Consider the following 25,469-nt stretch of genomic DNA (forward strand, 5'->3'; position numbering starts at 1 on the left):
CCATGATTCGTGAAACAAATCAAGCCAAGTTGTATACGATTCCGGCTCAAGAAAAGCCTAGCATATTGAATCGAAGTGTAAAACGCTTGTTTGATATTATATTTTCAATCATATTGTTACTATTAACGATACCAATTATGTTGTTCTTTTGTATTATGATTACTTTAGAAACATCAGGGGCTCCAATTTACTTTCAAGAACGTTTAGGTATAAACGGGAAGAAGTTTAATGTATTTAAATTAAGATCAATGGTAAAGGATGCTGAAATAAATGGCCCACAATGGGCAAAAGAACATGATTCAAGAATTACAAAAGTTGGATTGTTTATAAGAAAAACGAGAATTGATGAATTACCACAACTTTTAAATATTTTAAGAGGAGATATGTCTTTTGTAGGCCCTAGACCAGAGAGAGAGTTTTTTTATAATGAGTTTGATACGTTTATTCCAGAATTTAAGGATCGTTTAATGGTAAAACCAGGATTAACAGGATGGGCACAAATAAATGGAGGATATAATCTTGATCCAAAGGAAAAGTTGAGGCTGGACATGGAGTATATTGAAATGAAAACATTTCGGATGGACATCCGTATTTTATGTAAAACCGTTTTAATTGTATTGAACGGTAATGGTGCAAGATAAATATAAAGGTAAACAAACAACATATGTAAGTAGGTTACTTGCAAAGGAGAACTTGTATGGGTAGATCTATTCTAAACAATATTATCCATCTATTTTATAGTACGATTTTAGCTAACCTTCTTCAGGCCGTCAGTTTAATTGTTTTAGCAAACTTTTTTAACGCACAACATTATGGGATGTTTAGTGTTGCCATAGCAGTGACGTTTGTTATGTTATTTTTTACAGACTTAGGACTTAGTAATACGTTTCTTCGAGAAGGGGCAAAGGATGGAGCAGATTTAGAGAAGATTTTATCATCGTATATAAAAATAAGGATGATTCTACTTATTCTTATTTCTATAATCGGTTATATTGTTATTCATTATATGTATGCGGATAAAAATTTAATTTATATGATGATAAACGTAATATTTTTCATGTTAATAGGATTAACTTGGCAAAACATAGGAATTGCCTATTTTCAACTGACGGAACGTATGAAGTATATAGCGCTCATTAAAGTTGTATCAGCATCGGTTGTCATTATAATTACATGTTTTTGTATTTTCGGAGAGTTACCGGTGTATGTAACGGCTCGCTTATATGCTTTTGGGTATATGATCGGTGGTTTATTCAGTATATATATCATGAGAAGAAAGACGAAAATGAATATGAAAGTCGTAATTCATAAAGCGTTATTTTGGCAATTAACTCCCTTTATTATTAGCGGTTTTTTAATAATGAGTACGCCACAATTAGCACCTATCTTGCTTAACTATACATTGCCATTAAGTATGGTAGGTGTTTTTGCAGTGGCGTACCGGATGCCGGCAGCTTTATATCAAGTACCAGGGGTAATTGCAGGTGCATTTTTTCCAGTGCTCTTTAAGCATTATAACCAGAATAATATAGAAGAGCATACGAAATTAAATTTGCTTCAAATTAAATCAATGGCGATTGTAGGGATATGTATGACGATCGGTTTATATCATTTAGCACCACACTTTATTTCTATATTTTTTCATGAAGAATGGAGCAATGCAGTAGAACCACTCCAAATATTATCATTTCTTATTGTGCTACAAAGTTTAAATATTGCCATTGCTGATGGTTTAACGACGAGTGGATGTCAAAATAAGAGAACTGTTGTGCAGTGTGTAGCATTGGTGATAGGTGGGGTTATGCTTTATAGCTTTAGTAGTATTGGTGGAGTGATAGGAGCGGCATACGCTATGGTTTTATTTGAAATCGTCGCTTTAGTGGGATACATAGCGGTAAGTGTAGTGAAGAAAAAAATTGTATTCCAAATTGTAATACCGTATACAATTTATTTTGGTGTAACCTTTATTGGAGTGCAATATATATTGCATACATATCATTTAATTGCGCTTGTTCTTAATATACTAATCGTAGTAGCTGCCATATTCCTATATGATTATGAGCTGAAAAAACTTCTTCTTTCTTTTATAAGAAAAATAAGCAAAAAGGATTATATTACGAAACAGGGGATATAGCCTATGGAAAATAATATGAAAGTATCGATGGGATGGATTATTCTTCTAATATTATTTGTTATGTTAAGTAAATACAATTTATATATTGGATTTTCATTGAAGATATATATGATTTTTTTAGTCATATATTTTTGTTTAACAATTAAAAACTTTCATATTCAAAAGTTATATTTTCATGAAGTTGTATTTTTACTGTTTTATTTCATTTATTGTTTAAGTGGAATTCTTTCTATGTATTTAAATGCTAGTATTCGTATGATTTTTGGCGTGCTACTCGTTTTAGGATGCTATTTTATAATGAGGAATTTATTGGGGAATACTGAAATAGTGGTACTTGAATCATCTATTGCTTATGTAGGAGTAGTATTTAATGTAGTAAGTCTAATACTATATATAATTGGTTTACAATACTTTAGTTTATACGGTGGAGAAGAGAGAGAAATTTTTGCTGGGTTATTAGTGGATAGAGGATATCCACGATTAATTGGATTGCTAGATGATCCTAACATTTTTATTTTTTATAATACAATATTTTTTATGTACTATATGACGAATTTACAAAATATTACTAACATCTTAGGATTGATTTTATGTGTTACGACAAGTCTATTAACCTTTTCAAGGGGCGGTATATTAGCGCTTGTACTTGTCGTTTTTGTATATATATGTATGTCTAGTTTCGCCAAAAAAATAAAAATAATTATGAGTTTAGTATTGTTTAGTGTAGTTATTTTTAGTTTATCGAATAGTGTAATGGGGGGCCAATTAGATGATATATTAAATAAACGAATTTCTGATTTTTCCCATGATAATGGAAGTGGTAGATTTACATTATGGGAAGCTGCTTTTAAATATTATTTATCCAATCCATATATTGGAATCGGCGCTTTTAACTTTTCGAATTATTATGAGTATCAATTTAATGAAAAATTATATGTACACAATACATTTTTAGAAATTTTGTCTGAATCGGGTACAATTGGTTTTCTTCTATATAGCGCGTTTTTATTCATATTAATGTTCAAGCTAGCGCAGCATACTTTGTTTCGTGAAAAAACATATCTTCTATTGACTATGATTGCATTTTTATTTCAGATGATGTCATTGTCACTCATTATTAACGAAGCGTTCTTTTTATTTTTAGCAGTTGTTGTGAAGTATATTTCAATATATGAAGGAAGGGGAAAGATAGATGGTAAAATGTCTATCAGTACATAACGAGCCTAACGAGCCGCCTTATGTTTCTGTAATAACACCTTCTTATAATAGTATACGATTTATAGGTGAGACAATTTCATCTGTACAGAATCAATCGTATGAAAACTGGGAAATGATTATCGTTGATGACGGTTCAACCGACCAATCTGCCGCAAAAATTAAAGAGATGATAGAAGGAGACTCACGAATTAGGTTATTATCATTAAAAGAAAATGTTGGTGCTGCTAAAGCTCGGAATTTAGCGATCCAAGAGGCAAGAGGAAGGTACATTGCCTTTTTAGATAGTGATGATATATGGTTGCCACATAAATTGAAGACACAATTGTTATTTATGGAAGAAATGAATATAGCTTTTTCATATGCGTCGTATAGTTTAATTGATGAAAATGGTAATGAATTAAATCGTGAAGTGAGTGTACCAAAATCTGTTGACTATCATTATTTAGTAGGAAATACAATTATCGGGTGTTTAACAGTGATGATTGATCGTGAAAAAATTCCGTATGTCGAAATGCCTAGTATACAGCCGGAGGATACAGCGTTATGGCTGAACTTATTACATGAAGGGTATGAAGCAAAAGGGATACAGCAAGTGTTAGCAAAATATAGAATTGTTACAAATTCTGTTTCTAGAAATAAAATTAGAGCAGCTTTCCGGTATTGGAAATTGTTAAGGGAACAAGAACGACTGAATTCGGTGCAAATTTTTTACTATTTTAGTAAGTATGCTTATCATGCTTATAAAAAAAATAAAATTAATGTAGTTGGGAAGACGCAATTATGAATATACTGTTGATGACAGATAAATTGATAACTGGCGGAGCCGAGAGCTATTTCTGTAAATTGGAAAGTAATTTGCGTTATGATGATTTTAAGATTTATACAGCTGCAGGTGATGGAGAACTATATGAATCTCTTACTAGAAAAGAAAATTTTATATTACTTAGTCGATGGAATCATTTGAGAAATATTTATTATTTACGAAACGAAATTTGTAAACGAAAGATAGAACTTATTCATGCAAATAGTTTGCGAATGGTATTATATGCTTTTCTAATTCAAAAGTTTATTAAAAAAAAGATGAAAATTGTTTATACGAAACATAATGTAACGATATTAGAAAAGAAAATGCCAACGCTTTTTCGTTATTTCATGAATAAATATGTAAACAATATTATTACAGTAAGTGAGTTTGAAAAGAATAATTTAATTTCAATTCATGTAGCAGAAGAAAAAATAAATACAATTTATAACGGTGTCGATATTGAAAAGTTTTTATTCCAGCAGAAGAAGAAAGAACCTACATATAAAATAGGGATATTAGCTAGATTATCCAAAGAGAAAAACCATCAACTATTTGTCAAAATTGCAAATGTGTTGAAAAAGAGAAATGATTTTATGTTTTATATTGCTGGTGATGGACCAGAGAAAGAATCGATTATGAAAGAAATAGAAAAATATGGATTGCAGCAAAGGGTGAAGATGATAGGGAATATTTCAGAGCCGCATGAGTTTATAGGGAATATGGATGCCTTACTTTTATTATCTTTTCGTGAAGTGTTTCCAATGGTAGTAATTGAAGCGATGGCTACAGGGACACCAATTGTTTCAATAGATGTTGGCGGAATAAATGAAGCGGTAATAGATGGAGAGTCAGGCGTTTTGATATCTGAATATTGCGAATCTGAATTCGCAAGTGCACTTGAAGAACTACAAGGGAATGAAGAAAGGGTAAATGATATTAGATTGAAAGCACGAGAGAAAGCAGTGAGGTATTTCTCGTTAACTAAAATGATAGAAGAAACGAAAAATATATATGAGTTAAACAAATGACCGGGTAGGTCGTTTGTTTTTTTTATTATAGAAACTTTTAAGAGAGAACTCACATATTATATGAAAAAAGGTAATATGAGGAGTGAATTTATTTTGTCAGAATATATTTCTTCCCAAGAAGATTGTGCGCCAGAAAGTAGCGTTCACATTGATTGTTTTGGCGCAGTTCCAAACTCGGTAAATGATAGCTCATTAGCAATTCAACAAGCTATTGATTATTGTGTAGCTAACCGAATTTCGACAGTAAAAATTACAGGAGTAAATACGTACAAAATTGTAAAGCCGATTGTTATTAAATCAAACGTAAGATTAGAGTTAGATCCTACCGTAACGCTGCAAATTGATGGAGATTTTAATGCATTTGAGCTACAAAGTAACGCTTCGATAGTTGGTGGTACTATTCAAGTTATAAATCCATTGTTTCAATCTGCTGTTATTTATGTTTCTGGTTCACAACAAATCGAAGTACCTAATCAATCTGTTATATCAAATATAAATATAATAAATACAACTCCATCGTATAAAGGAAAAGCTATACATTTTTATTGTCAAAAGGCATGGGATTATATTAGTTTCTTTCAAGTTAAATTTATTCAAATTAAAAACTTTCAAACTGCAATATATTTGAAAACAGAGTATATAGATGATATTAATACACCTTGCTGGATTAACGCCAATGTATTTCAATCAATATTTATTGATGGATGTGTGTATGGGATTGAAGTAGATGGAAATAGTGATTTGCCAAATGAAAGTTCAGGAAATACGTTTCATGATATTCAAGTGCAATGTAGACAACAAACGAAAAAAGCAATTCGTTGCTCAGGTGCGTATAATACATTTGATTGTATGATTTGGGATACGTACCGGATGAGTAGTGAACAGATTGTCATTGAATTTTCTTCTAATTCGCATCGTAACTACCTTTTTTCAAATTTACTTTCTACAACTATTGTAGATAAAGGACAATACAATGTTTGTAAGTCTACCTATGAAGAATCTCTTCGAATTCAGTTACCGATTACGTTAAATAAACCACATTTAATAGGGAATCAAGATGATATTTTAGTAAATGCTCAGCAGAAGTATACGATTAAGCAAGTAAGTGGGAAAGTACCTTACGGGGGGAATCTCGCAAATTGCTTTAATTTAATAGATGAACAAAGTGTAAACTATATTGACGTTCCAGATAGTAATCCAGTTGTAATTGAACTGGATTTTACGAAAAAACCAATACAAATGTTAAATTGTTTTGGAATGTATTTTGGGTGGGGAGAGAGCCCAAAGAAAATTAAAATTGAATATGCATTAAGTGCAACTGGAAGCTGGGTTATCGCGTTGGATGTTCCATTAAATGTTGGCGATACAATTATATCGAATATGAAGGCGAGTCAGTTATATAAAGTTAGAATTACATTAAGTGGTTATTCTCAAGACCATAAGCGTTTTCGAATTAATCGTATTTTTGCAAGATCTTCTATGGAAAATGGGAGTGCTTGGTTAGCGACAACTGGAGGAAGAATGTTTGGAGATATTGAAATAGAGGCAAGTAAAGGTATAATCATGAAGACTGCTAGTGGAGTGAAATGGAAAGTTACTATTAATGAAGCTGGCCAACTTATTACGACTAAAATAACTTGAGATGGTGTTTAATCGTATATCATTGGACGAGTTACAACGTAGTGGAATATAGGTAATGAAAAAGAGATTGTAATTTGGTTTCAACCAAACTACAATCTCTTTTTTGTTTCAATTACTTCCACCAAATCCAAGTCCAAAGGTAATTTCGTACATTTCGAGGAGTAATACGAATGAAGCGCTCACCGTCAAAGAAGCAATTTAAATTTGGAAGTGTTTCATCTGGATTTTCTGGAACAAAGGTGACGATGTTTTCGTTACTTGTAACGGTTACTGTAATTGGTGGGTCGGTAGGTGAGACTTGAAGTTGTAACGAAATATTGGCCGTATTTTTAAATTCATTATTAACAGGTGGACTTATTACTTGTACTGTGAATAACACGATAATTGTTTCGTTTGGTTCCAAATTAGTAGCGACTAGGAAACCGATATTCGGATTCGCTAGTGGAGAGCGTTCACCGTTAATAAAGACAGTGCCGTTTATAAATTGTAAACCTGCTGGAATAGTATCTTGTAATGAAATATTTGAGAGTGAAATTTTGGAAGTATTCGTAATGCGCACCGTGTAATCAAAATATTGATTTAAATAAGCAGAGCTGACGGAAGCATTTTTCGTGACTGTTGTAGTTATAAATTGAACTGGTATACGAACGATATTTGAATTAACAATGAAAGTAATAATTGGATCCTGTGGTGTCAATTGAAAGGCAGCGGTAACTGTTGCAGAATTTATAATTGTACTGTTTGAAGGAATAGAAGTTACGAGGACTTGAAATGTTATAGTTGCTACTGAATCTGCAGGTAAAGAGCCGATATTAATACCAGTGTCTGGACGAACATTTGGAACGGGAGTACCGTTAATTGTTACGCTGTTTTCTATAAATGTTGTACCAGCTGGAATTGTGTCTATAACAGAAGTGCTGATTGTCGGAATTGGGGAGTGATTAAATACCGCTAATGTGAATGTAATGATATCTCCTATAACGACAATAGATTTGTCAGTTGTTTTTTCAATACGAACCATCGGATCAATGACTGTCGTTGTAACGGTATTTGTTTGCTTTGTAATTGTAATAGGTGGTTTTGTTGGATCAATGATAACGGTATAGGAAACAGAAGCATCGTTATTAATTGTAGGTTGAAGAGTAGAAGAAGATATTGTCACTTGGAACGTAATAAAGACAGAGTCATTAGGAGCAAGATTTCCTAACGTAATACCATTTTCAGGATTCTCATTAGGCTGATTGATTCCGTTAATCGTAACACTACCAGCAACAAAAGTCGTATCTATTGGTACGGTGTCTATGGCAAGAAGGTTTTCAATCGTTACATTACCGCTATTCGTAATCGTAATTGTATACGTCAAAGTTTGAGCAGGTAAGGCATTCGTTACATCAACAGATTTTATGGCAATGACATTATCATTTTGGACAGTAGTTGTGACGGTATTTGTTGTAGTCGTATTTGTAACAGGTACGTTATTTGGGTTGACTATATAGTTAAAAGTAGTAATTGCGTTGTTGTTTAGTTCATTTGGTGTTGGAATAGAAGTCACAGTTACTTGGAATGAAACGATAGCATTTCCGTCAATAGTTATAGTACCAAGTGGTATGCCGCTTACTGGATTCGCTCCTGGAAGAGTTTCTCCGTTTACAATGACGCTATTTTCTATAAACGTAGTACCTTGAGGAATAATATCTTGAATGATCACATCATTTGTTGCAACATTACCGGTTTGATTTAGTGTAATCGTATATGTTAACGTATCACCAACCGTTGCAAATGCAAGGTCAACAGCTTTATTACTATTCAAATTTGCGTGATTAATTTCTGTTGCGGCAGCTGATGAAATAATAGTTTCGGTAATAGGTGGTCGATCTGGTACCGTGTATTCATATTTAATTGTACTCGTGTTAGAGATTGGATTTGTTTGTGGAATCGAAGTAACCCGTACTTGGAATAGAATAGTTGCTGTCGTATTAGGTGGAATGGTATCAATTTGTATACCGTTAAGAGGGTTGTCATTTGGCCGAGCGTTGCCGTTCACGATAACACTATTCTCTATAAAGCTCGTATTTACTGGGATGATATCTGTAGCAATAATGTTTTCTACTTGTATATTCCCATTGTTTGTAATGGAAATGGTATAAGGGATAATAGTTTGTAGGTCAGCATATTGGATAGGCGTTGTTTTTGTCGCAATTACATTAGCAGAAATAACTTCAGTGGAGGTAATATTGCTAGTCGATATTTGTTCTTCCACGTTTATTGTATAACGAGAAGTTGATTGATTTTGAACATGGCCGCTAGCAGGAAGAGCTACGACAGTAACAGAAAATGTGACTGGGATAGAAATATTAGGAGCAATCGTTCCTACAAGTATACCTGCACCTGGATTGGCGTTAAGCTGAGGAATGTTATTTACTAAAACGCTACCGTCAATAAAGGTTGTTCCATCGGGTATATTGTCTGTAAATACAACAGCAGTGGCATCCGTATTCCCTGTATTCGTTAAAGTTGTTGTATAAGTTAAAATGTCACCAATTGTTACAGAGGTCAAATCAACAGTTTTAAGTGAAACGATATCAGCATCATTAATTTGAACGAAAGTAGTATTGGAAGTAGTAGATTTTTGAATTGGTGCAAAGTCAGGATTGAAAATAAAGTCGTAGACGATGTTTGCAGTATTAGGTGTTGGATTTACAGCAGGTAAATTCGTAACGGAAACTTGGAATGTTATTGTAGCCATTTGACCTGCTGCGACATTAGGAATGGAAAAGCCGATATTCGGATCTGCTGCAGGAAGTACAGTATTGTTAACTATTACACTTCCTGGAATAAATACTGTTCCATCCGCTATAGTATCTGTAAAAAAGATGGAGTTAGTTGTAGTCGATCCATTATTTTGAATGAATACTGTATATTCAATGGTTTCATCAATGTTAGCTAATACAGTATTAGCGGATTTTGTAGCAATAAGAATAGCATCAATAAATTGTATATTTGTACTATTGGAAGAGGTTGTTTCTGAAATTGGTGGTCCGCTTGGGTCTGGTCGATACTCATAGTGAATGACGGCGATATTATTAATGTTATTTTGTGGCGGTATAGAGACTACACTTACTTGGAACGTAACAATAATCGTATTATTTGGAAGAATTATATCAAGATTGATACCGGTAATTGGATTTTCGTTAGGTCTTGGTACGCCATCTACAAGAATGCTATTTGGAACGAATGTGGTGCCAGCAGCAATTGCGTCAAGTAGGAGAGTATTTGTAATAGGTATTGTACCGGCGTTTGTAACTGCGACTGTATATGTGATGATTTGACCGATACGTGTAATGGATCTGTTAGCGGATTTAATTGCACTAACATTTGCCGTTCGCACTTCAGTATTTACTGCATTTGATAACGATCTACGCTGAATAATTGGAGAACTAGGGTCAATTTGGTATTCGTACGAAGTGTCTGAAATATTAATGACTGTATTGCCCTCTGGTATATTTGTAAGTTGTACTTGGAATGAAATAGTGACTGTTTCATTTGGTTGTATCGTGCCGAGAGTTACTCCGTTTTCAGGATTAGCGCCAGGCTGAGTTACATTATTTATTGCTAAGCTATCCTCAATGAATATAGTACCTTCTGGAATGTTATCAATGAACACGGTATTGTTAGCCGGAACGGTTCCTATATTTTGTAGTGTATTTGTGTAGGTAATAATTTGCCCGATTGATATGAAATTTACATCCGCGCTTTTAACAGAAATAATATTTGCATTTTGAAGTGATGTTGTAACAATGTTAGAATTTGCAGAGCGATTTACTGGTGGGGCTGTAGGAATACTTACATATTGGTAAGTTGCTGAAGATTGATTTGCAATTTCGGTTTCAGTAGGTGGATTATTTGTTTGCACTTGAAATAGTATCGTTTTGGAACTGTTTGCTGGAATTGTTCCAATCGGTATTCCGTTTTCAGGATTTACACCTGGCTGAAGGACACCATTAATTGTGACACTATCGGGAACGAATGTAGTCCCAGCTGGAATAAAATCTGTGAAATTAATATTTATTGCGTCAACATTACCGATATTTTTCACTTCAGAAATATAAAGTATAGTTCCACCGATATCTACAGTTGTTGGATTGGATGTTTTAGTAATTGTCAATTGTGCTTGCACGAAATTTGTAATGACGATATTACTAGTAGATGTTTCAGTAATAGGCGGTTGCCCTGGGTCTGGTTGGATTGTATATGTTGTATTGGATTGATTTGTAATCGATTCTTGCGAGAATGAATCGTTAATAAGAATTTGGAACGAAATAAGATGAGTAGCGTTTGCTGCTAGGGTAGGTAAAGTAACACCTACATTTGGATTAGCACCAAGTATAGTTGTTCCGTTAAGTGTAAAACTATTTTCTACGAATGTAGTATTTGGGGAGATAGTATCTGAAAATATGAGATTAGTAGCTGGAATATTTCCGGTATTTTCTAGTGTTATTGTGTAAGTCAAAATATCACCTGTTGTTGCTTGTTGTGAATTGACTCCTTTTAAAGAAAGGATAGTCGCATCCGAAATTTGTGTGAAAGCAGGATTAGACGTAATTGTTCGAGAGATGATAGGGGCAGTTGGATCGGCGATAAAAGTATAGTCAATACGGGCTGTATTAGAAATTGGGTTCACGCTTGGAATAGATTGAACGATAACTTGGAATGTTACAGTGACGTTTTCTGACGGTGCGATGGAGTTTAATGGTATTCCTACGTTAGGATTGGCACCTGGAACGGAAATACTATTAATAGTTACGCTATTCGGAATAAATGCAGTTCCTTCTGGGACCAAATCTGTTAAAGTAACTGTATTTGCAGTAGTATTTCCGTTGTTTTGAACGACTACTGTGTAAGTGATTGTACCGTCAGTAGATTGTACGAGAGAATCTGTACTTTTAATTACGGATAACGATGCATCAACAACAGCTGTATTAACCGTATTAGACGAGGATGTTGCTGTAACAGGAGGTTGACTTGGATCGACAATATACGTGTAACTTGTAAGTGCTTGATTTATAATCGCTCCTTGCGGTGGAATAGAACTTGCAAGAAATTGGAACGTAATAGTAGCGGAATCACCTGGTGCGATAATACCAACTGGAATACCGAGAGTTGGACTTGCATCTGGAAGTGAAATCCCGTTGAGCGTAACACTATTTGGAACAAATAATGCTCCTTCAGGAACTCCGTTAATGAGTAATACAGAGTTTGCAGGGAAGTTTCCAGTATTCGTTAATGTTGCTGTATACGTAATTATATCCCCGATAGATACAATTGAACGATTTGCTTGTAAAACAGTTGTAACAGTCGCGTTATTAATTTGTGTTGAAGCGCTATTAGAATTTATTGTGCCTGTAACAGGAGGAGAGGCCGGATCAACGATGAATGCGTATTGAATAGATGCTACGTTTGTAATCGGATTTGAAGGTGGAGTTGATGTAACTATGACTTGGAAAGTAACGGTTAAGGAACTACCTGCGCTAACTGTTCCGACATTAACTCCATTATTTGGATTTGCGCCTGGAATGGTACTTCCATTTACAGCAAAACTATTTTCAACAAAGGTCGTACCTGCTGGAACCATGTCTGAGAAATTTACATTCGTTGCATTTGTATTGCCGCTATTTTGAATCGAAACTGTATAAGTGATCGTATCTCCAATATTTGCAAAGGCTGTATTAGCAGTTTTTACAGCTGAAAGTATTGCTGAATTAATAGAGGTAACGAAGACGTTCGTTTCCACATTGCCAGGTTGAGCCTGTAATGCATTGCCTACGTTATATTGGAAGTTAACAAATCCTAAGTTTTGGAGTTCAGGTGTGAACGTTGTTGGATTACTTACGATTTGTACTTGGAATATGATTGTAACAGTTTGATTTGGATTGATTGTATTTATGCCAACACCGTCAATGATAGAAGCCGATGGTAATGGAGTGCCATCAACAATAACTGATCCTGCAACAAATTGTGTCCACGATGGTAAAGGGTCTGAGAATATAGCGTTGTTAGCAGGAATATTGCCTGTGTTCGTAATAGTCGTTGTATACGTAATTGTATCACCAATCGTTGCAAAAGTTTTATCTCCTATTTTAATAGTATTTAAAATAGCACTTTCAATTTTTGTTGTAACGTTGTTAGAAATAATATTTTTTGAAACTGGAGGATTAGCTGGATTAACGATATGTTGAAAGCTAACGCTAGCTTGATTAGTAATTGGATTTATAGGCGGAATTCCATTGGCGAAAATGTGAAATGCTACGATGACAGATTCGTTTGGCGCGATATCACCGATTGGAACGCCTGTAATGATATCTGCATTTGGGATGCTAGTTCCGTTTAGTGTAAAGCTATTCGGTTCAAAGGAAGTTCCGTCTGGAATAAGGTCGGTAAAAATAACATTCGTTGCACTCACATTTCCGCTATTTGTAATTGTAACGGTGTAGGTAATATCCTGCCCGATATCTACCGTAGATACATCTGAATTTTTTTGTGCAGTAAGGATAGCGCTATTAATTTGTGTTGTCGTTGTATTAGATTGATTGGAAGTTGTAATAGGTGGCTGGCTAGGATCAACGACATAATGATATGTGGTAGAAGCAGAGTTAGAAATGGGATTAAGTGTTGGAAGTGTAATAACAGTTGCTTGAAATGTAACGATTGCCGTATTACCACCATTAATGGAACCAATATTTACACCAGTTGATAAATCGGCGTTTGGAATGGTTTGCCCATTAGCTGTGAAACTATTTGGAACGAAACTTAAATTGCTATCAAGAATATCGATAATAGTTACATCAGTTGCGGTCACATTCCCGGTATTAGGGAGGTTAAGTGTAAATGTTATTGTATTACCAATATCCGCGAAAGTAAGATCTGCTGTTTTTGTGCTAATAATAGTTGCGTTGTTTATTTGAAGAAGTGTAGTGTTGGAAGTAGCTGCACTTGAAATGGGGGGATTAACAGGATCAACAGTAAACTCATACGTCGTTGCTGCTGTATTTGGTGCTGGGTTACTAGGGGGAATATTGTTTACTGTAACTTGAAAGACGATACTATATATTTCATTTGGTGGAAGTGTTGCAAGTAATACACCTGTATTTGGATCCGCGTTAGGTTGTAAAACGCCATCGACAGTTAATGTGTTAGGAACAAATGTGAGTCCACTTGGTAATGCATCTGTGAATACAATATTAGTTGCATCGGAATTGCCTACATTGGTAATAGAAGTAGTATAAAAAGCAGTTTGCCCGATATCTGCAAAGGATACACTTTCATTTTTCGTCATAGATAATATTGCTTCTTTAATTTGTGTTGAAACAGGATTACTAATTGAAGTTTCTGAGTCAGGTGGTGAGACTAATTGATATGATGTTGATGAGAAATTTACAATTGGGTTTGCGGTTGGTAATGATGTTACAGTAACTTGGAACGAAACTGTTACTGTAGTCCCGGCGGTTATTGTCCCAATATTCACACCGTTCGATGGATTCGCCCCACTTTGAGGAACTCCATTAATAGAAAATGTGTTTGCAATAAATGTAGTGACGCTTGGCACGGTATCTGTAAATATAACATTTTGTGCGGATGAGTTTCCATTGTTTGTTAAAACGACAGTATAAGTGAGTGTGTCTCCAATATGACTAAAGGATTTATCGACTTGTTTTAATGAAAGAATGTTAGCTGTATTAATCGTAGTAAACACTGTGTTTGAAGTAACGTTTCTTGAAACAATCGGTGCATTTGGATCAGCGATAAATGTGTAAGAAGCAGTAGCGGAATTGGCAATAGGATTTTGAACAGGGGTAGAAGTAGCAGTCACTTGAAATGCTATAGATATTGAGCTGTTAGGGGCAATTGATCCAATCGTTATGCCTGTATTAGGATTCAATCCAATTTGTGTGATTCCATTTATTGTAACGCTGTCAGTAATAAATGTTGTACCATCTGGTATAAGATCAGTGAAAGTAATATTCGTTGCATTTGTATTGCCGTTATTCGTTAAAATTGTCGTATAGGTAATGGTATCGCCTAGTGTTACAAGCGTTTGATCGACCGATTTTATCATCGTTATCATAGCATCTAATACTGGGTTTGTGACAATATTCGTTGAAGTAGAAGTAGTAGCAGGAGTTCCGTTTGGATCAACAGTATAAGAATATAAAATTGTATCGTTACCCATAATTGAACTTGAAAGAGGAACAGAAATAACATTTACTTGGAAGGTAACAGTTACTGTTTCACCAGGCGCGATATTTGGTATATTTACTCCGAGTGCTGGCTGTGCACCAAGCTGTTGGATGCCATTTATTGTGACGGAATCTGGTATAAAAGTAGTACTAGCTGGAATTGCACTTGTAAAAGTTATATTTGTAGCTGGTGTATTTCCTGTATTTGTAATAGTTGTTGTATACGTAAGTGTATCCCCGACGGAAATAATAGATTTATCCACACTTTTTTGGGTTGTTAATATCGCACTGTTAATAGTTGTCGAAACCGTATTAGATACATTCGTTTGTGATACGGCAGGTTGGCTAGGGTCGACCACATGTGAAAATTGTACAGAACTAGAATTAGAAATTGGATTTATACTTGGAATGTTTGTAACAAGTACGTTGAGAGTAATAACGGCCGTTCCATTTGGGTTTATATTTCCAATCTGAATCCCGTTAGCTGGATTTCCGATTTGCTGTGTACCAGAATCGTTTGTAAGAGTGCCAGATATGAATGTCGTTCCGTCAGGTAAAATATCTGTGAAAATTATATTTTGTGAAGTGACATTTCCAGGGTTATTTAATGTAATCGTATAAGAAATTGTATCGCCAATTGTTGCGAAAGTTTTATCTACAGATTTGATTGCCACAATTTCCCCAGAATTTATTTGTGTCGAAACGGGATTAGATGTCGTATTTCTTGAAACGAGTGGTAAATTAGGTCCTGTCATAAATTGATAATCAATGGAAGCTCCGTTTACAACTGGTGAGTTTGGCCCCCCAGGTCCAATTGTGAAAATTGGATTTGGAATGCTAACTACTTGCACACGGAAGGTAACGTTTGTAAAATCTCCTGCAATAATATCCCCAATTGGTATCCCATTCGCGGGATTTACCCCAGGTAATAAAACCCCGCCTACTCGAACGCTATCCTCTATAAACACTGTATTATTTGGAATTGGATCTGTAAAAATGATATTCGTAGCAGTTGCGTTTCCTATATTCTCCAATAAAACAGTATACGTTAAAAATGAATTTCCAGGTGCTACGTCAGAAAATAGTCGATCCACACTTTTCGTTGCTTGAATAATTGCTTCGTTAATTTGAACTAAAGTTGGATTACTTGTAGCTGTTTCTGTCACAGGCGGCTGGGTAGGATCAACAATGATCAAGTATGTTGTGCTAGATTGGTTCAAAGTTGGATTGGTAGCTGGTATTGAGCCAACGATAGCTTGAAAGCTAATTGTTGTCGTTCCTCCAACTGGAATTGAGTCTAAAGAGATCCCGCTATCTGGTCTAAATCCAAGTTGTGGGATGGTATTAATTTGTACGCTATCAGGAACGAATGAAAGTTCAGGTGGTAATATATCGATAAAAACAGGTGTGTTTGCGGTAGTATTTCCGCTATTGGTGAGGGTAGTTGTATACGTAATTGTATCTCCAACAGCAGCAAAAGCACTGCTTGCAGTTTTTGTTGCGATAACAGAAGCAGTATTTACTTGTGTAAAAGTTTTATTAGATTGAACTGTTCGTGAAACTGGCGGTTCATTTATATCTACAATAAAGCTATATTGAAGCGATGATTTGTTCGGGATTGGATTCGGGTTTGGAAGTGTTGTAATGTTTACTTGAAAACTGAGTGTAGCAGATGCATTTGAATTCAAGTTACCAATATTGATACCGTTTTGTGGATTTGCATTCGGAACGGTTACACCATTTATCTTAAAGCTATTTGGGATAAAGGTAGTACCGTTTGGAATTGTATCAGTAAAAATAATGTTGTTCGCAATAGTATTTCCGGTGTTTGTAATAGATGAATTGAATGTAATTGTATCACCAATTGTAGCGAAAGTTGTACTAGCGCTTTTATTTATTACTAAAGTAGCGTCAATAATTGGTGTAACTGTTGTATTTGTTACGGTGCTACCAACAGCAGGAGATTGGTTTGGGTTCACGGTATATTCATAATTTACAAGAGCATTATTTGTTAATGTGCCACTAGGTGGTATCGCTAAAATTTGTGCTTGAAAAGTAATGAATACAGTATCTCCTGGCGAAATATCTGCCAAGTGAACACCAAGTGATGGATCTAATCCTGGTTGTGGAACATTATTGATAGTTACGGAGTTTTGGATAAATGAAGCTCCTGCGCCAAGCCCATCTGTTAAAACAGTTGCACTAGCAGGGATATTACCTGTATTTGTTACTGCAATCGTATAGGTAACAATATCACCAATTGCAGCTGTCGGTGTATTCACAGACTTAGTAGCGACAATAGTAGCGTTATTAATTTGAGTTGTTATTACGTTACTTAACGTATTGGCGGATGCTGGAGGTAAGTTAGGATCTACGACATACTGGTACGTTGTATTGCTTTGGTTCGGGATTGGATTTGGGTTCGGGATAGAATTTACTTGTACTTGGAATGAGATGATTGTATTTGCATTCGAATTTATTGGGTCGATTGCAATTCCGCTTGCTGGATTGACATTAGGCAGTGTATTCCCGTTTACAGTAACACTATTAGGAATGAACGATGTCCCGTTTGGAATTACATCTGTAAATATTACATTTGATGCAAGTGTGTTCCCGTTATTCGTTAAAGTAGTTGTGTACGTAATAATATCATTTACGTTAGCAAACTGTTTATCTGCCGATTTAGTAGCGGCAATTGAGGCGTTATTAATAGTTGTCTGTACAGTGTTAGAAGCAACCATCTGCATTACAGCTGGTTTGGATGGATCATACGTATATTGGAATGTTGTGCCTGATTGATTTGTAATTGGGTTTACAGCAGGGATAGTTGGTACAAAAACTTGGAATGCAACGGTGCGTGATGAATTCGCTCCTATCGTACCAATTGAAATGCCGTTAGCAGGATTTGCATTAGCTATAGGGACATTATTAATCGTTACAGTATTAGGAATGAAGAGGGTACCCACTGGAATGATATCTGTAAATGTTACATTAACAGCAGGGATATTCCCGTTATTCGTTAAAATAGTCGCATATAGTATGACATCACCGACATCAGCGAAGTTCGTACTCGTTAGTTTTGTAGCAACAATATTAGCAGTATTAATTTGTGTAGTTACTATATTGCTAGCAGTGTTTCTAACAAGAGCAGGTAAGTTTGGATCAGCGATAAAGCTATATTGAAGTGAAGCGCTGTTTTGAATTGGGTTTGGTGAAGGTAGCCCATTTGCACTTATTTGAAAAACAATCGTTGTAAAACCACCCGAAGGAATGGAGCCGACTTGAAGACCGGTACTAGGGTCTGCACCTAGTTGTAAAGCACCACCTATAAAAATACTATTTGGTACGATAGTGGTGCCATTAGGGATTATGTCGGTAACGATAACATTATTTGCTGTAGTATTGCCAAGATTAGCTAAAGAAATTGTATATGTGATTGGTTGCCCGACATCGGCGATAGTTAAATCTACTTCTTTGACAATCACTACATTTGCTAAATTAATTTGTGTACTTACAGTGTTACTTACAGATGTTTCTATAGTTGGTGGATCGCCCGGATTTAGAATAAAGCTATACTGTGTACTAGATGAATTTAATGTTGGGTTTTGTGTTGGTAAAGAGGTGACGGTTACTTGATAAGAGACAGTAAGTGAGCCATTAGCAGCAATGGAAGGTAGTGGAACACCTATATTTGGATCTGCGTTATTTTGAAGTACACCATTAATAAGAAAAGTGTTTGGAATAAAGGTAGTACCGTCTGGATTCGTATCTACGAAAGTAGGGCTATCAGCAGAAACACTTCCTGCATTCGTCAAAGTAACAGTATAAGTTAATATATCCCCTACGGTAGCGAACGCTCGATCCACTGTTTTGGCTGAAATGACATTTGCATCGTTTACTTGAGTAAATGTAGTGGTTGAAGTAGTGTTCTTACTTACAGGTGAAGTGTTTGGATCAACGATAAAGTTATAGGAGATGGAAGCGCTATTTGAAATAGGGTTTGGATTTGGAATGCTAGTTATTACTACTTGGAATGAAGCTGTAATTGTAGTATTAGCATTGATGTTACCAATATTGATGCTAGCTGGTGTAACGCCTGGCTGAGTAACACTGTTAACTATAACACTGTTTGGGACAAAGGCGGTTCCATTCGTAATTGAATCAGATAGTAATATATTGTTCGCTGCAACATTTCCATCGTTAGTAAGGGCAAAGGTGTAAGTTAATACATCACCAACTTCCGCAAACGTTTTATCTACAGATTTATTAACGTGGAGATTTGCTAGTCTAATTGTTGATGTAACAGAATTAGAATTTGCTGTTTTTGAAGTCGGTGGCAAACTTGGATTTACAGTGTAAATATAAGAGGCGAAAGCGTTATTAATGATAGGATTTTGGGCAGTGATGTTAATGACTGTTACTTGAAAGGATAGGGTAAAAGTAGCTCCACCAGGAATTGTGCCGATAGGTAAAGCAACGAGAGAATCTACATTCTGCAAAACCCCGTTTAGTGTTACAGTACCAAGAGTCAATATCGTTCCGTTTGGAAGTGGATCTGTTAGTTGAACGTTATTAGCGGCTGCATTTCCACTGTTTGTAATAAGGATTGTATAACTTATCGTTTCGCCAATTGTGGCAAATTGTTTGTTAGTTGATTTTGTTAATGTTAAATTCGCATTGTTAATTTGAGTGGAAACGAGATTAGAAGAAATGTTTTTTGTAACGGGAGATTGGCTAGGGTTGACGGTATATTGATAAGAAGCGCTTGATCCGTTAGATACGACATTTGACGCGGGTATTGTGTTTACTACTACTTGAAATACAACATTTTTTATTGTGCCGCTTGGGATGGATCCAATGTTCACGCCGGTAGCGGGATTTGCGCCCACTTGTGTCGTGCCATCTATTGTTAAACTGTTTAGAACAAAAGTTGTTCCAGTAGGAATGATATCTGTAAAAATAACATTGTTCGCATTTGTATTACCTGTACCTGTAAAGGAAACGGTGTACGTTAGTGTATCACCAATATCTGCGAAATTTTTATCTACTGCTTTTGCCATTGTTACAGTGGCGTTATTCACTTGAGTAGATACGATATTGGTCGTATCAGTCCCACTTACTGCAGGTTGATTTGGTACAGGAATGTATTGATATGTTGTTGTACCACTATTTAATATTGGATTTGTTTGGGGGATAGAAGGAACGAATACTTGAAATGAAATAGTAGTAGTAGAATTTGCGGCAATTGATCCAATTGATATACCATTAGCGGGATTTGCGCCAGCTTGAGTAACTCCGTTCACAGTTACACTCCCTGGAATGAAAGTAGTCCCGCTAGGAATCGGGTCCGTATATATAACATTTGTTGCAGCGATATTTCCTATATTAGCTAAGGCAATACTGTAAGTTAATGTTTCACCAATATCGGTAAAAAGTTTGTTAACTGATTTTGTTCCATTAATATCTGCCAGGTTAATTTGTGTTCCAGCAGAGTTGCTTGTTGCAAGACCGTTAAAAGTTGTTCCTCCGGCAATTGGTGTATATTGAAATGTAATATTAGCAGTGTTAGAGATAGGATTTTGACTTGGAAGAGAAACGACAGTAGCTTGGAAAGTTACTGTGCGAGAAGCACCATTATTAATTGTTCCAAGTGATATACCAGCCGCGGGATTTGCATTTGTTTGTGGTACGTTATCTACTGTTACAGTGCCGGGTATAAAAGAAGTACCGTTAGGGAGACTATCTATAAAAATAGCGTTATTGGCAGGAAGAAGTCCAGTGTTAGGGATAGTAACTGTATAAGTGAGAATATCTCCAATTGCAGCAACACTTTTATTTACGCTTTTCGTTGCTTGTATATTTGGTGAGTTTATATTAATTTGTAAGCCTACTGTATTCAACATATATGCGTCTCCGTTAGTAGTTAAACGGATTGCGGCGGATACTTGTGAGTTTGTTAAATAAGGAGAAATATCAATAGAAGTAATATCCCAGCCCTGTCTTCCAGCGGAGATGTTTGTACCTGTAGAAGCACTTTGATTTCGCGTTCCAAATGTCCCAGTTGTATCTAAATTTCCTGCAGCATTATTAACTTGAGAACCGAAGAAATTATTTACAGCATTATTTGGCCCAGATAAAGCATTTAATGAACTGAAATTTGGTCCAAATAATGCTTGATCCCCTATTAAATCTGCATCTCCTTCAATAGAACTTAAAAATAATCTCCCGCTTACAGGTCCTCCTGAAGGTGTTAAAAATCCAGAAACAGCTACATCGGCACTACCGGTATCAGCAGAAACACGGTTACCCGCTACATAAATGGTTAAGTTTCTTGCTGGCAATGTCCCGTTTTGATAAGCGACGATAAGCGTCCATCCAGCCGAATTAATTGTTCCATTAGAAGCATCTATAGGATCTACAAGTCCAGGAACCGCGCCTGTAGTATAGGAACCAGCACCTCCCGCTTGAATAAGGGTTGTTACGTCTGCTGAACGAGTGTAAAAGCCAAATGTAATAGAGTTTGAAACGAATGTTTGGTTTGAAGCCGTAACAGCTGAAGGAGTAATCGAGTATGTTGAAACAGGTGTTGTAAAAGAAACTGGGTTTCCTAATACACTCGTAATGTTTTGATCACGAGATAAATAGTTTCCACCCCAAACGAGTTCTGCGTAAAGAATAGTACTACCAGCAGGGATATTTAAAATAGCGGTAGAACTATTTTGTGTATAGTTTAACGTTGTACCAGCAGGAAAAGTAGGTACTTGTAAAGCAGTATTCGTAGTTGCGAATGCACCAATTGCCCCGATTGTACCAGCACGGTTTTGATTACTAATTTTACTTAAGCCTAAAGTATTTCCAGTAATAGCGAGTGCGCCGTTAGTGGTGGTAGAAAATCGATTCGTAATGGGCATGTTGTCACCTCATTTACAATATAGTCTTGGTCAAAATAACATATGTATGTGACAAATGAATGGAAACATGTACAAGTTGATTTAGTAATAATGATTTAAATGTCTAGATAAGGGGATGGAGTATGATTGAATTGGAAATTAGGGTGGAGCGTCTTAGTAAAGAACAAATAGGCGATATTGTAGCATTATCTTCTTATATTGGCTGGGATTATAACAGAGAAGAAATTGATACAGTTTTTAACTCAGGTATTGTATACGGCGTATGGAATGAGCGAAAGGAACTTATTGCTAGCGCAGCAATAATATTATACGGGGAGGCGTTGGCATCTATCGGAATGGTAATTGTACATCCAAATTATAAGGGAAGAGGAATTGGAAAGGTGATAACGAATTCATGCATGAGTAGCGTATCAGCTCAAACTCCAATTATGCTTATTGCTACGGATGAGGGAAAGCCTCTATATGAAAAATTAGGATTTAGAGTAGTAAGCTATGTTTCTAAATACATATGTAACTCGTACAATGTGAATGATTATTGTGTAGGAAATGAAGATTATATGGTGAAGTATGAAGAGTGTGATTTAGAAAAAATAATAAAAATAGATGAAAATGCGTTTGGAACAAATCGAAAGGTGTTTTTAAAGAAAAGGATTATGCAAAGTGAACAATGCAATGTTGTGAAAGATAAGGAGCAAAATGTACTAGGATATGGTTTGAGTATACAAACGCCAGAAAATAAAATAATAGGACCAGTCGTTGCTAAAAATAATGCGATGGCAATGAGAATAGTACATGATTTAGCAAGAGGGCATAATGGAAAATTAAGAATGGATGTACCAGAAGGAAAGAACGATTTTATGAAAGAATTAGAGATTGCTGGTTTTAAAAAGGTGAATACACCACCAATTATGATGAAAAATAGTAATCGGTTATTAAAAAGAAATGGTGAACTATATAGTATTGCAGCACAAATTTTTGGATAAAAAAAGAATCCTTTTAAATGAAGGATTCTTTTTTTATCCAAAAATTTGCCGGGCAGTAAGACTCCCACCCAAAAAATTCAGCGGAAGCAAAGAAGTTAGGTGGGGGATCAACAAACCACCACTGATTAAAGTTTCACTTTATCCAATTTAATCACGATATTGGTCATGAGTTGGCTGAAAGAGGTCTTCCTCGATATCTCTCACCATAGAAAAATTATCAACGTTATAATGACCGTGTAAAGTTTTATTGTGATGACCAATAATTTGTTCTGCAGACAATACGTTAGAATCAGTTGTTGAATGCCCGTTTTTAATTAATGTAACGTCAAATCCTTGTACAGTTGCTGTTCTAACGGCAGTGTCGATACAATGTTCTGTTTTACATCCACCTATAACAATATGATTAATGTTTTCTTCTTTTAAAAGTTCAAGTAAAGAAGTGCCGTAGAATGAATTGGTTGCTGCTTTATTAATAAGGATTGCAGACTGGGGTACTTGAATTTGATTATGTACTTCAAATCCTTCGCCACTACCAGAAGCAACATCGATATCTCTTACGAAAACAATAAGAGCATTTGAATCTATTGCTTTCTGCAGTGCTATATTTAGTGTAGATAATAGCTCGGTTTTACGAAAAACTTCATTTTCTTGCTCATTTCCATCAATTAATTCTTGTTGAGCGTCGATAATTAATAGTGCTTGTTTCATCGTGTCTCCCCTTTAATATGAAATAAGTTCCACTTTACATATTCCTTCAGATTGTTAGAAAATCCTCCATTGTAAGCGAAGTAGAAGATTGATTTACAAAGTTGTCAAAGAAATTTCATTCTCATAGCGTGTAAAAACATGTATCATAGGAGATGGAGAATTTTTGAGTAGGTGGGAATAACATGCAAACAGTAGAAGATTATCTTTCATTCTTACATACGAAAGGATTTAAATTATCAGAGGAAGCGCAAGGGTTTATTATGTTTGGACAAGGATATACTGGTGCGTCTGATGGGATTGTGAACGCAGCAATAGAAGCGACAATTAAACATCAATTGCAGTTTGATGGTAGTTATTTCGTTGCGTTATTAGAACGATTGAAAGAGGAAGAAATTACAGATAAAAAAAGCGCTAAGGCTTTTATGCGGAAGTTACAAGCGTAACTTCACGCAGCCTGCGCTTCTTTTTTTGTTTTGGAAGGTAATTCAACAAAAATCATGCCTAGAAAAATACATAGACATCCGATAATAGCAGAAATAGAAAGTTGTTCATTTGCAACGAGAACGCCTGTTAAGGCAGCAAAAACGGGTTCCATGGCGAAAATGATTGCTACTCTCGTTGGAGACGTATGTTTTTGTGCTGATGTTTGAATGAAAAAAGCAATGGATGTCGCAAATAGGGAAGTTAAAAATAGAGCGAATAAAAAGGAAGAATTCGTCCATAGTACTACTGAAAATATTTTTTCCCAATCTTCAAACAAAAAGGCGCAAATAGAAGAAAATATACCGACAGCTAATACTTGCGACGTGCTTAACAATAAAGGTGATATTTTCTTAGAGAAGAAGCCGTTAACAAGAATATGGGCAGCGAAAGCGACTGCACAACCGAGAACGAGTATGTCTCCAATGTTTAATTGAAAAGAATCAGCAGCTGTTAATAAGTATAAACCCGTTGTAGCTACAGCAATACCAAGTACGATGAAAATGGTAGCTTTTTGTTTTAAAAAGATAAATGATAAGATTGGGACCATAACAATGCTTAGCCCAGTTAAGAAACCTGCTTTTGAAGATGTTGTATAGAGTAAGCCAAATGTTTGCAATAAATAACCGACAAATAAGAAAAAACCAACGATTATCCCTGCCGTGCTACTATGTTTTATATCTTGTTTTGAAGTTTTTTGTGAGAAAATAATTTGAACGAATAATAAAATAATTCCAGCGAATAAAAAGCGAATACCATTAAACGTAAATGGACCAACGAAAGACATAGCGTTTTGAACGACAACAAACGTAGCTCCCCAAATAAAAGAGACAAATAATAAAGCAAGAGGAGCAATCCACTCTTTTTTCACACTCATACCCCCGTTAATTTTGTAATATAGCTTTTCTAGCTAATTCATCAGCTACTTTATTTTGACTACTTGGAATCCACTTAATAAAAAAGAGATCGAAGTTTTTTATGTACTGCAGTGCTTCATCTAAAAGAGGTGCAAATATTTTATTTTTTGCGTATTCCTTTTCAACAGCCCGTTCGACAAGCTGGGAATCTGTACGAAAAGAGACAGTGCTATAATTATGCTCGATGCAATATTTTAATGCTAGAAGTAAAGCGCGGTATTCTGCTTCATGATTGGACATTGTTCCAAGTGGTAATGATAATTGTACAGGCGGCTGAACGCCTTTAATAAACACTCCTGCACCAGAAGGACCAGGATTTCCTTTTGATGCACCATCAATATATACTTCAATCAAAATGAGAAACCTCCAAATTATAAGATTATCCCCTACTTAAATGCTTTTTGAAGTAG

The 25,469-nt window shown here is 35.4% G+C and carries 12 protein-coding genes; 8 read left to right on the top strand and 4 right to left on the bottom strand.

Going from position 1 to position 25,469, the window contains the following annotated elements; genetic code table 11:
- Positions 1 to 2: 2 nt before the first annotated feature.
- The 6 genes from ATL10_RS02320 (at position 3) to ATL10_RS02345 (ending at position 6,826) form a co-directional block, all read left to right on the top strand.
- Positions 3 to 641, top strand: coding sequence for a sugar transferase (locus tag ATL10_RS02320; RefSeq protein WP_065228552.1), 639 nt, complete (start codon positions 3 to 5; stop codon positions 639 to 641).
- Between the two features lie 56 nt (positions 642 to 697).
- Positions 698 to 2,134, top strand: coding sequence for an oligosaccharide flippase family protein (locus ATL10_RS02325; protein WP_142669923.1), 1,437 nt, complete (start codon positions 698 to 700; stop codon positions 2,132 to 2,134).
- 3 nt (positions 2,135 to 2,137) lie between these two features.
- Positions 2,138 to 3,352, top strand: coding sequence for an O-antigen ligase family protein (locus ATL10_RS02330; RefSeq protein ID WP_110496364.1), 1,215 nt, complete (start codon positions 2,138 to 2,140; stop codon positions 3,350 to 3,352).
- Positions 3,327 to 4,136: a glycosyltransferase family 2 protein gene (locus tag ATL10_RS02335; RefSeq protein WP_075719738.1), complete on the top strand. Its 810-nt coding sequence runs from the start codon at positions 3,327 to 3,329 to the stop codon at positions 4,134 to 4,136. Before ATL10_RS02330 ends, ATL10_RS02335 begins: the two co-directional genes overlap by 26 nt.
- On the top strand, positions 4,133 to 5,185 hold the full coding sequence (locus ATL10_RS02340) for a glycosyltransferase family 4 protein (protein WP_001023700.1): 1,053 nt from the start codon (positions 4,133 to 4,135) through the stop codon (positions 5,183 to 5,185). The genes ATL10_RS02335 and ATL10_RS02340 overlap by 4 nt, the downstream gene beginning before the upstream one ends.
- 93 nt (positions 5,186 to 5,278) lie before the next feature.
- Positions 5,279 to 6,826, top strand: a complete 1,548-nt coding sequence (locus ATL10_RS02345) for a glycoside hydrolase family protein (RefSeq protein WP_044584267.1) — start codon at positions 5,279 to 5,281, stop codon at positions 6,824 to 6,826.
- Between the two features lie 112 nt (positions 6,827 to 6,938).
- On the opposite strand, the gene ATL10_RS02350 is transcribed toward ATL10_RS02345, so the two are convergent.
- Positions 6,939 to 21,971 (bottom strand): DUF7507 domain-containing protein, encoded by a 15,033-nt coding sequence (locus ATL10_RS02350; protein ID WP_110496366.1) that lies wholly within the window; start codon positions 21,969 to 21,971, stop codon positions 6,939 to 6,941.
- 122 nt (positions 21,972 to 22,093) lie between these two features.
- On the opposite strand from ATL10_RS02350, the gene ATL10_RS02355 reads away from it, so the two are divergent.
- The gene (locus ATL10_RS02355) at positions 22,094 to 22,954 is read left to right on the top strand and encodes a GNAT family N-acetyltransferase (protein WP_086422128.1); all 861 of its coding nucleotides are present in this window, start codon (positions 22,094 to 22,096) and stop codon (positions 22,952 to 22,954) included.
- 147 nt (positions 22,955 to 23,101) lie between these two features.
- On the opposite strand, the gene ATL10_RS02360 is transcribed toward ATL10_RS02355, so the two are convergent.
- Entirely contained in the window at positions 23,102 to 23,662 is a 561-nt protein-coding gene (locus tag ATL10_RS02360; protein WP_000806323.1) for a cysteine hydrolase family protein, read from the bottom strand.
- Between the two features lie 182 nt (positions 23,663 to 23,844).
- On the opposite strand from ATL10_RS02360, the gene ATL10_RS02365 reads away from it, so the two are divergent.
- Entirely contained in the window at positions 23,845 to 24,105 is a 261-nt protein-coding gene (locus tag ATL10_RS02365) for a DUF6123 family protein (RefSeq protein WP_001195212.1), read from the top strand.
- 2 nt (positions 24,106 to 24,107) lie between these two features.
- Here the strand turns inward: ATL10_RS02365 and ATL10_RS02370 are convergent, their stop codons facing one another.
- Positions 24,108 to 25,013, bottom strand: a complete 906-nt coding sequence (locus ATL10_RS02370; RefSeq protein ID WP_071714520.1) for a DMT family transporter — start codon at positions 25,011 to 25,013, stop codon at positions 24,108 to 24,110.
- Positions 25,014 to 25,026: 13 nt separating this feature from the next.
- Entirely contained in the window at positions 25,027 to 25,413 is a 387-nt protein-coding gene (locus tag ATL10_RS02375; RefSeq protein WP_000573877.1) for a reverse transcriptase-like protein, read from the bottom strand.
- Positions 25,414 to 25,469 lie beyond the last annotated feature (56 nt).

It is taken from the genome of Bacillus sp. 196mf (assembly GCF_003217275.1).
In the GTDB taxonomy this organism is placed as follows: domain Bacteria; phylum Bacillota; class Bacilli; order Bacillales; family Bacillaceae_G; genus Bacillus_A; species Bacillus_A thuringiensis_S.

What these genes read in the sequence shown, in the direction of transcription:
- ATL10_RS02360 (WP_000806323.1), bottom strand. Translation starts at nt 23,662, where the DNA reads ATGAAACAAGCACTATTAATTATCGACGCTCAACAAGAATTAATTGAT.
- ATL10_RS02365 (WP_001195212.1), top strand. Translation starts at nt 23,845, where the DNA reads ATGCAAACAGTAGAAGATTATCTTTCATTCTTACATACGAAAGGATTT.
- ATL10_RS02350 (WP_110496366.1), bottom strand. Translation starts at nt 21,971, where the DNA reads ATGCCCATTACGAATCGATTTTCTACCACCACTAACGGCGCACTCGCT.
- ATL10_RS02320 (WP_065228552.1), top strand. Translation starts at nt 3, where the DNA reads ATGATTCGTGAAACAAATCAAGCCAAGTTGTATACGATTCCGGCTCAA.
- ATL10_RS02340 (WP_001023700.1), top strand. Translation starts at nt 4,133, where the DNA reads ATGAATATACTGTTGATGACAGATAAATTGATAACTGGCGGAGCCGAG.
- ATL10_RS02325 (WP_142669923.1), top strand. Translation starts at nt 698, where the DNA reads ATGGGTAGATCTATTCTAAACAATATTATCCATCTATTTTATAGTACG.
- ATL10_RS02355 (WP_086422128.1), top strand. Translation starts at nt 22,094, where the DNA reads ATGATTGAATTGGAAATTAGGGTGGAGCGTCTTAGTAAAGAACAAATA.
- ATL10_RS02330 (WP_110496364.1), top strand. Translation starts at nt 2,138, where the DNA reads ATGGAAAATAATATGAAAGTATCGATGGGATGGATTATTCTTCTAATA.
- ATL10_RS02335 (WP_075719738.1), top strand. Translation starts at nt 3,327, where the DNA reads ATGGTAAAATGTCTATCAGTACATAACGAGCCTAACGAGCCGCCTTAT.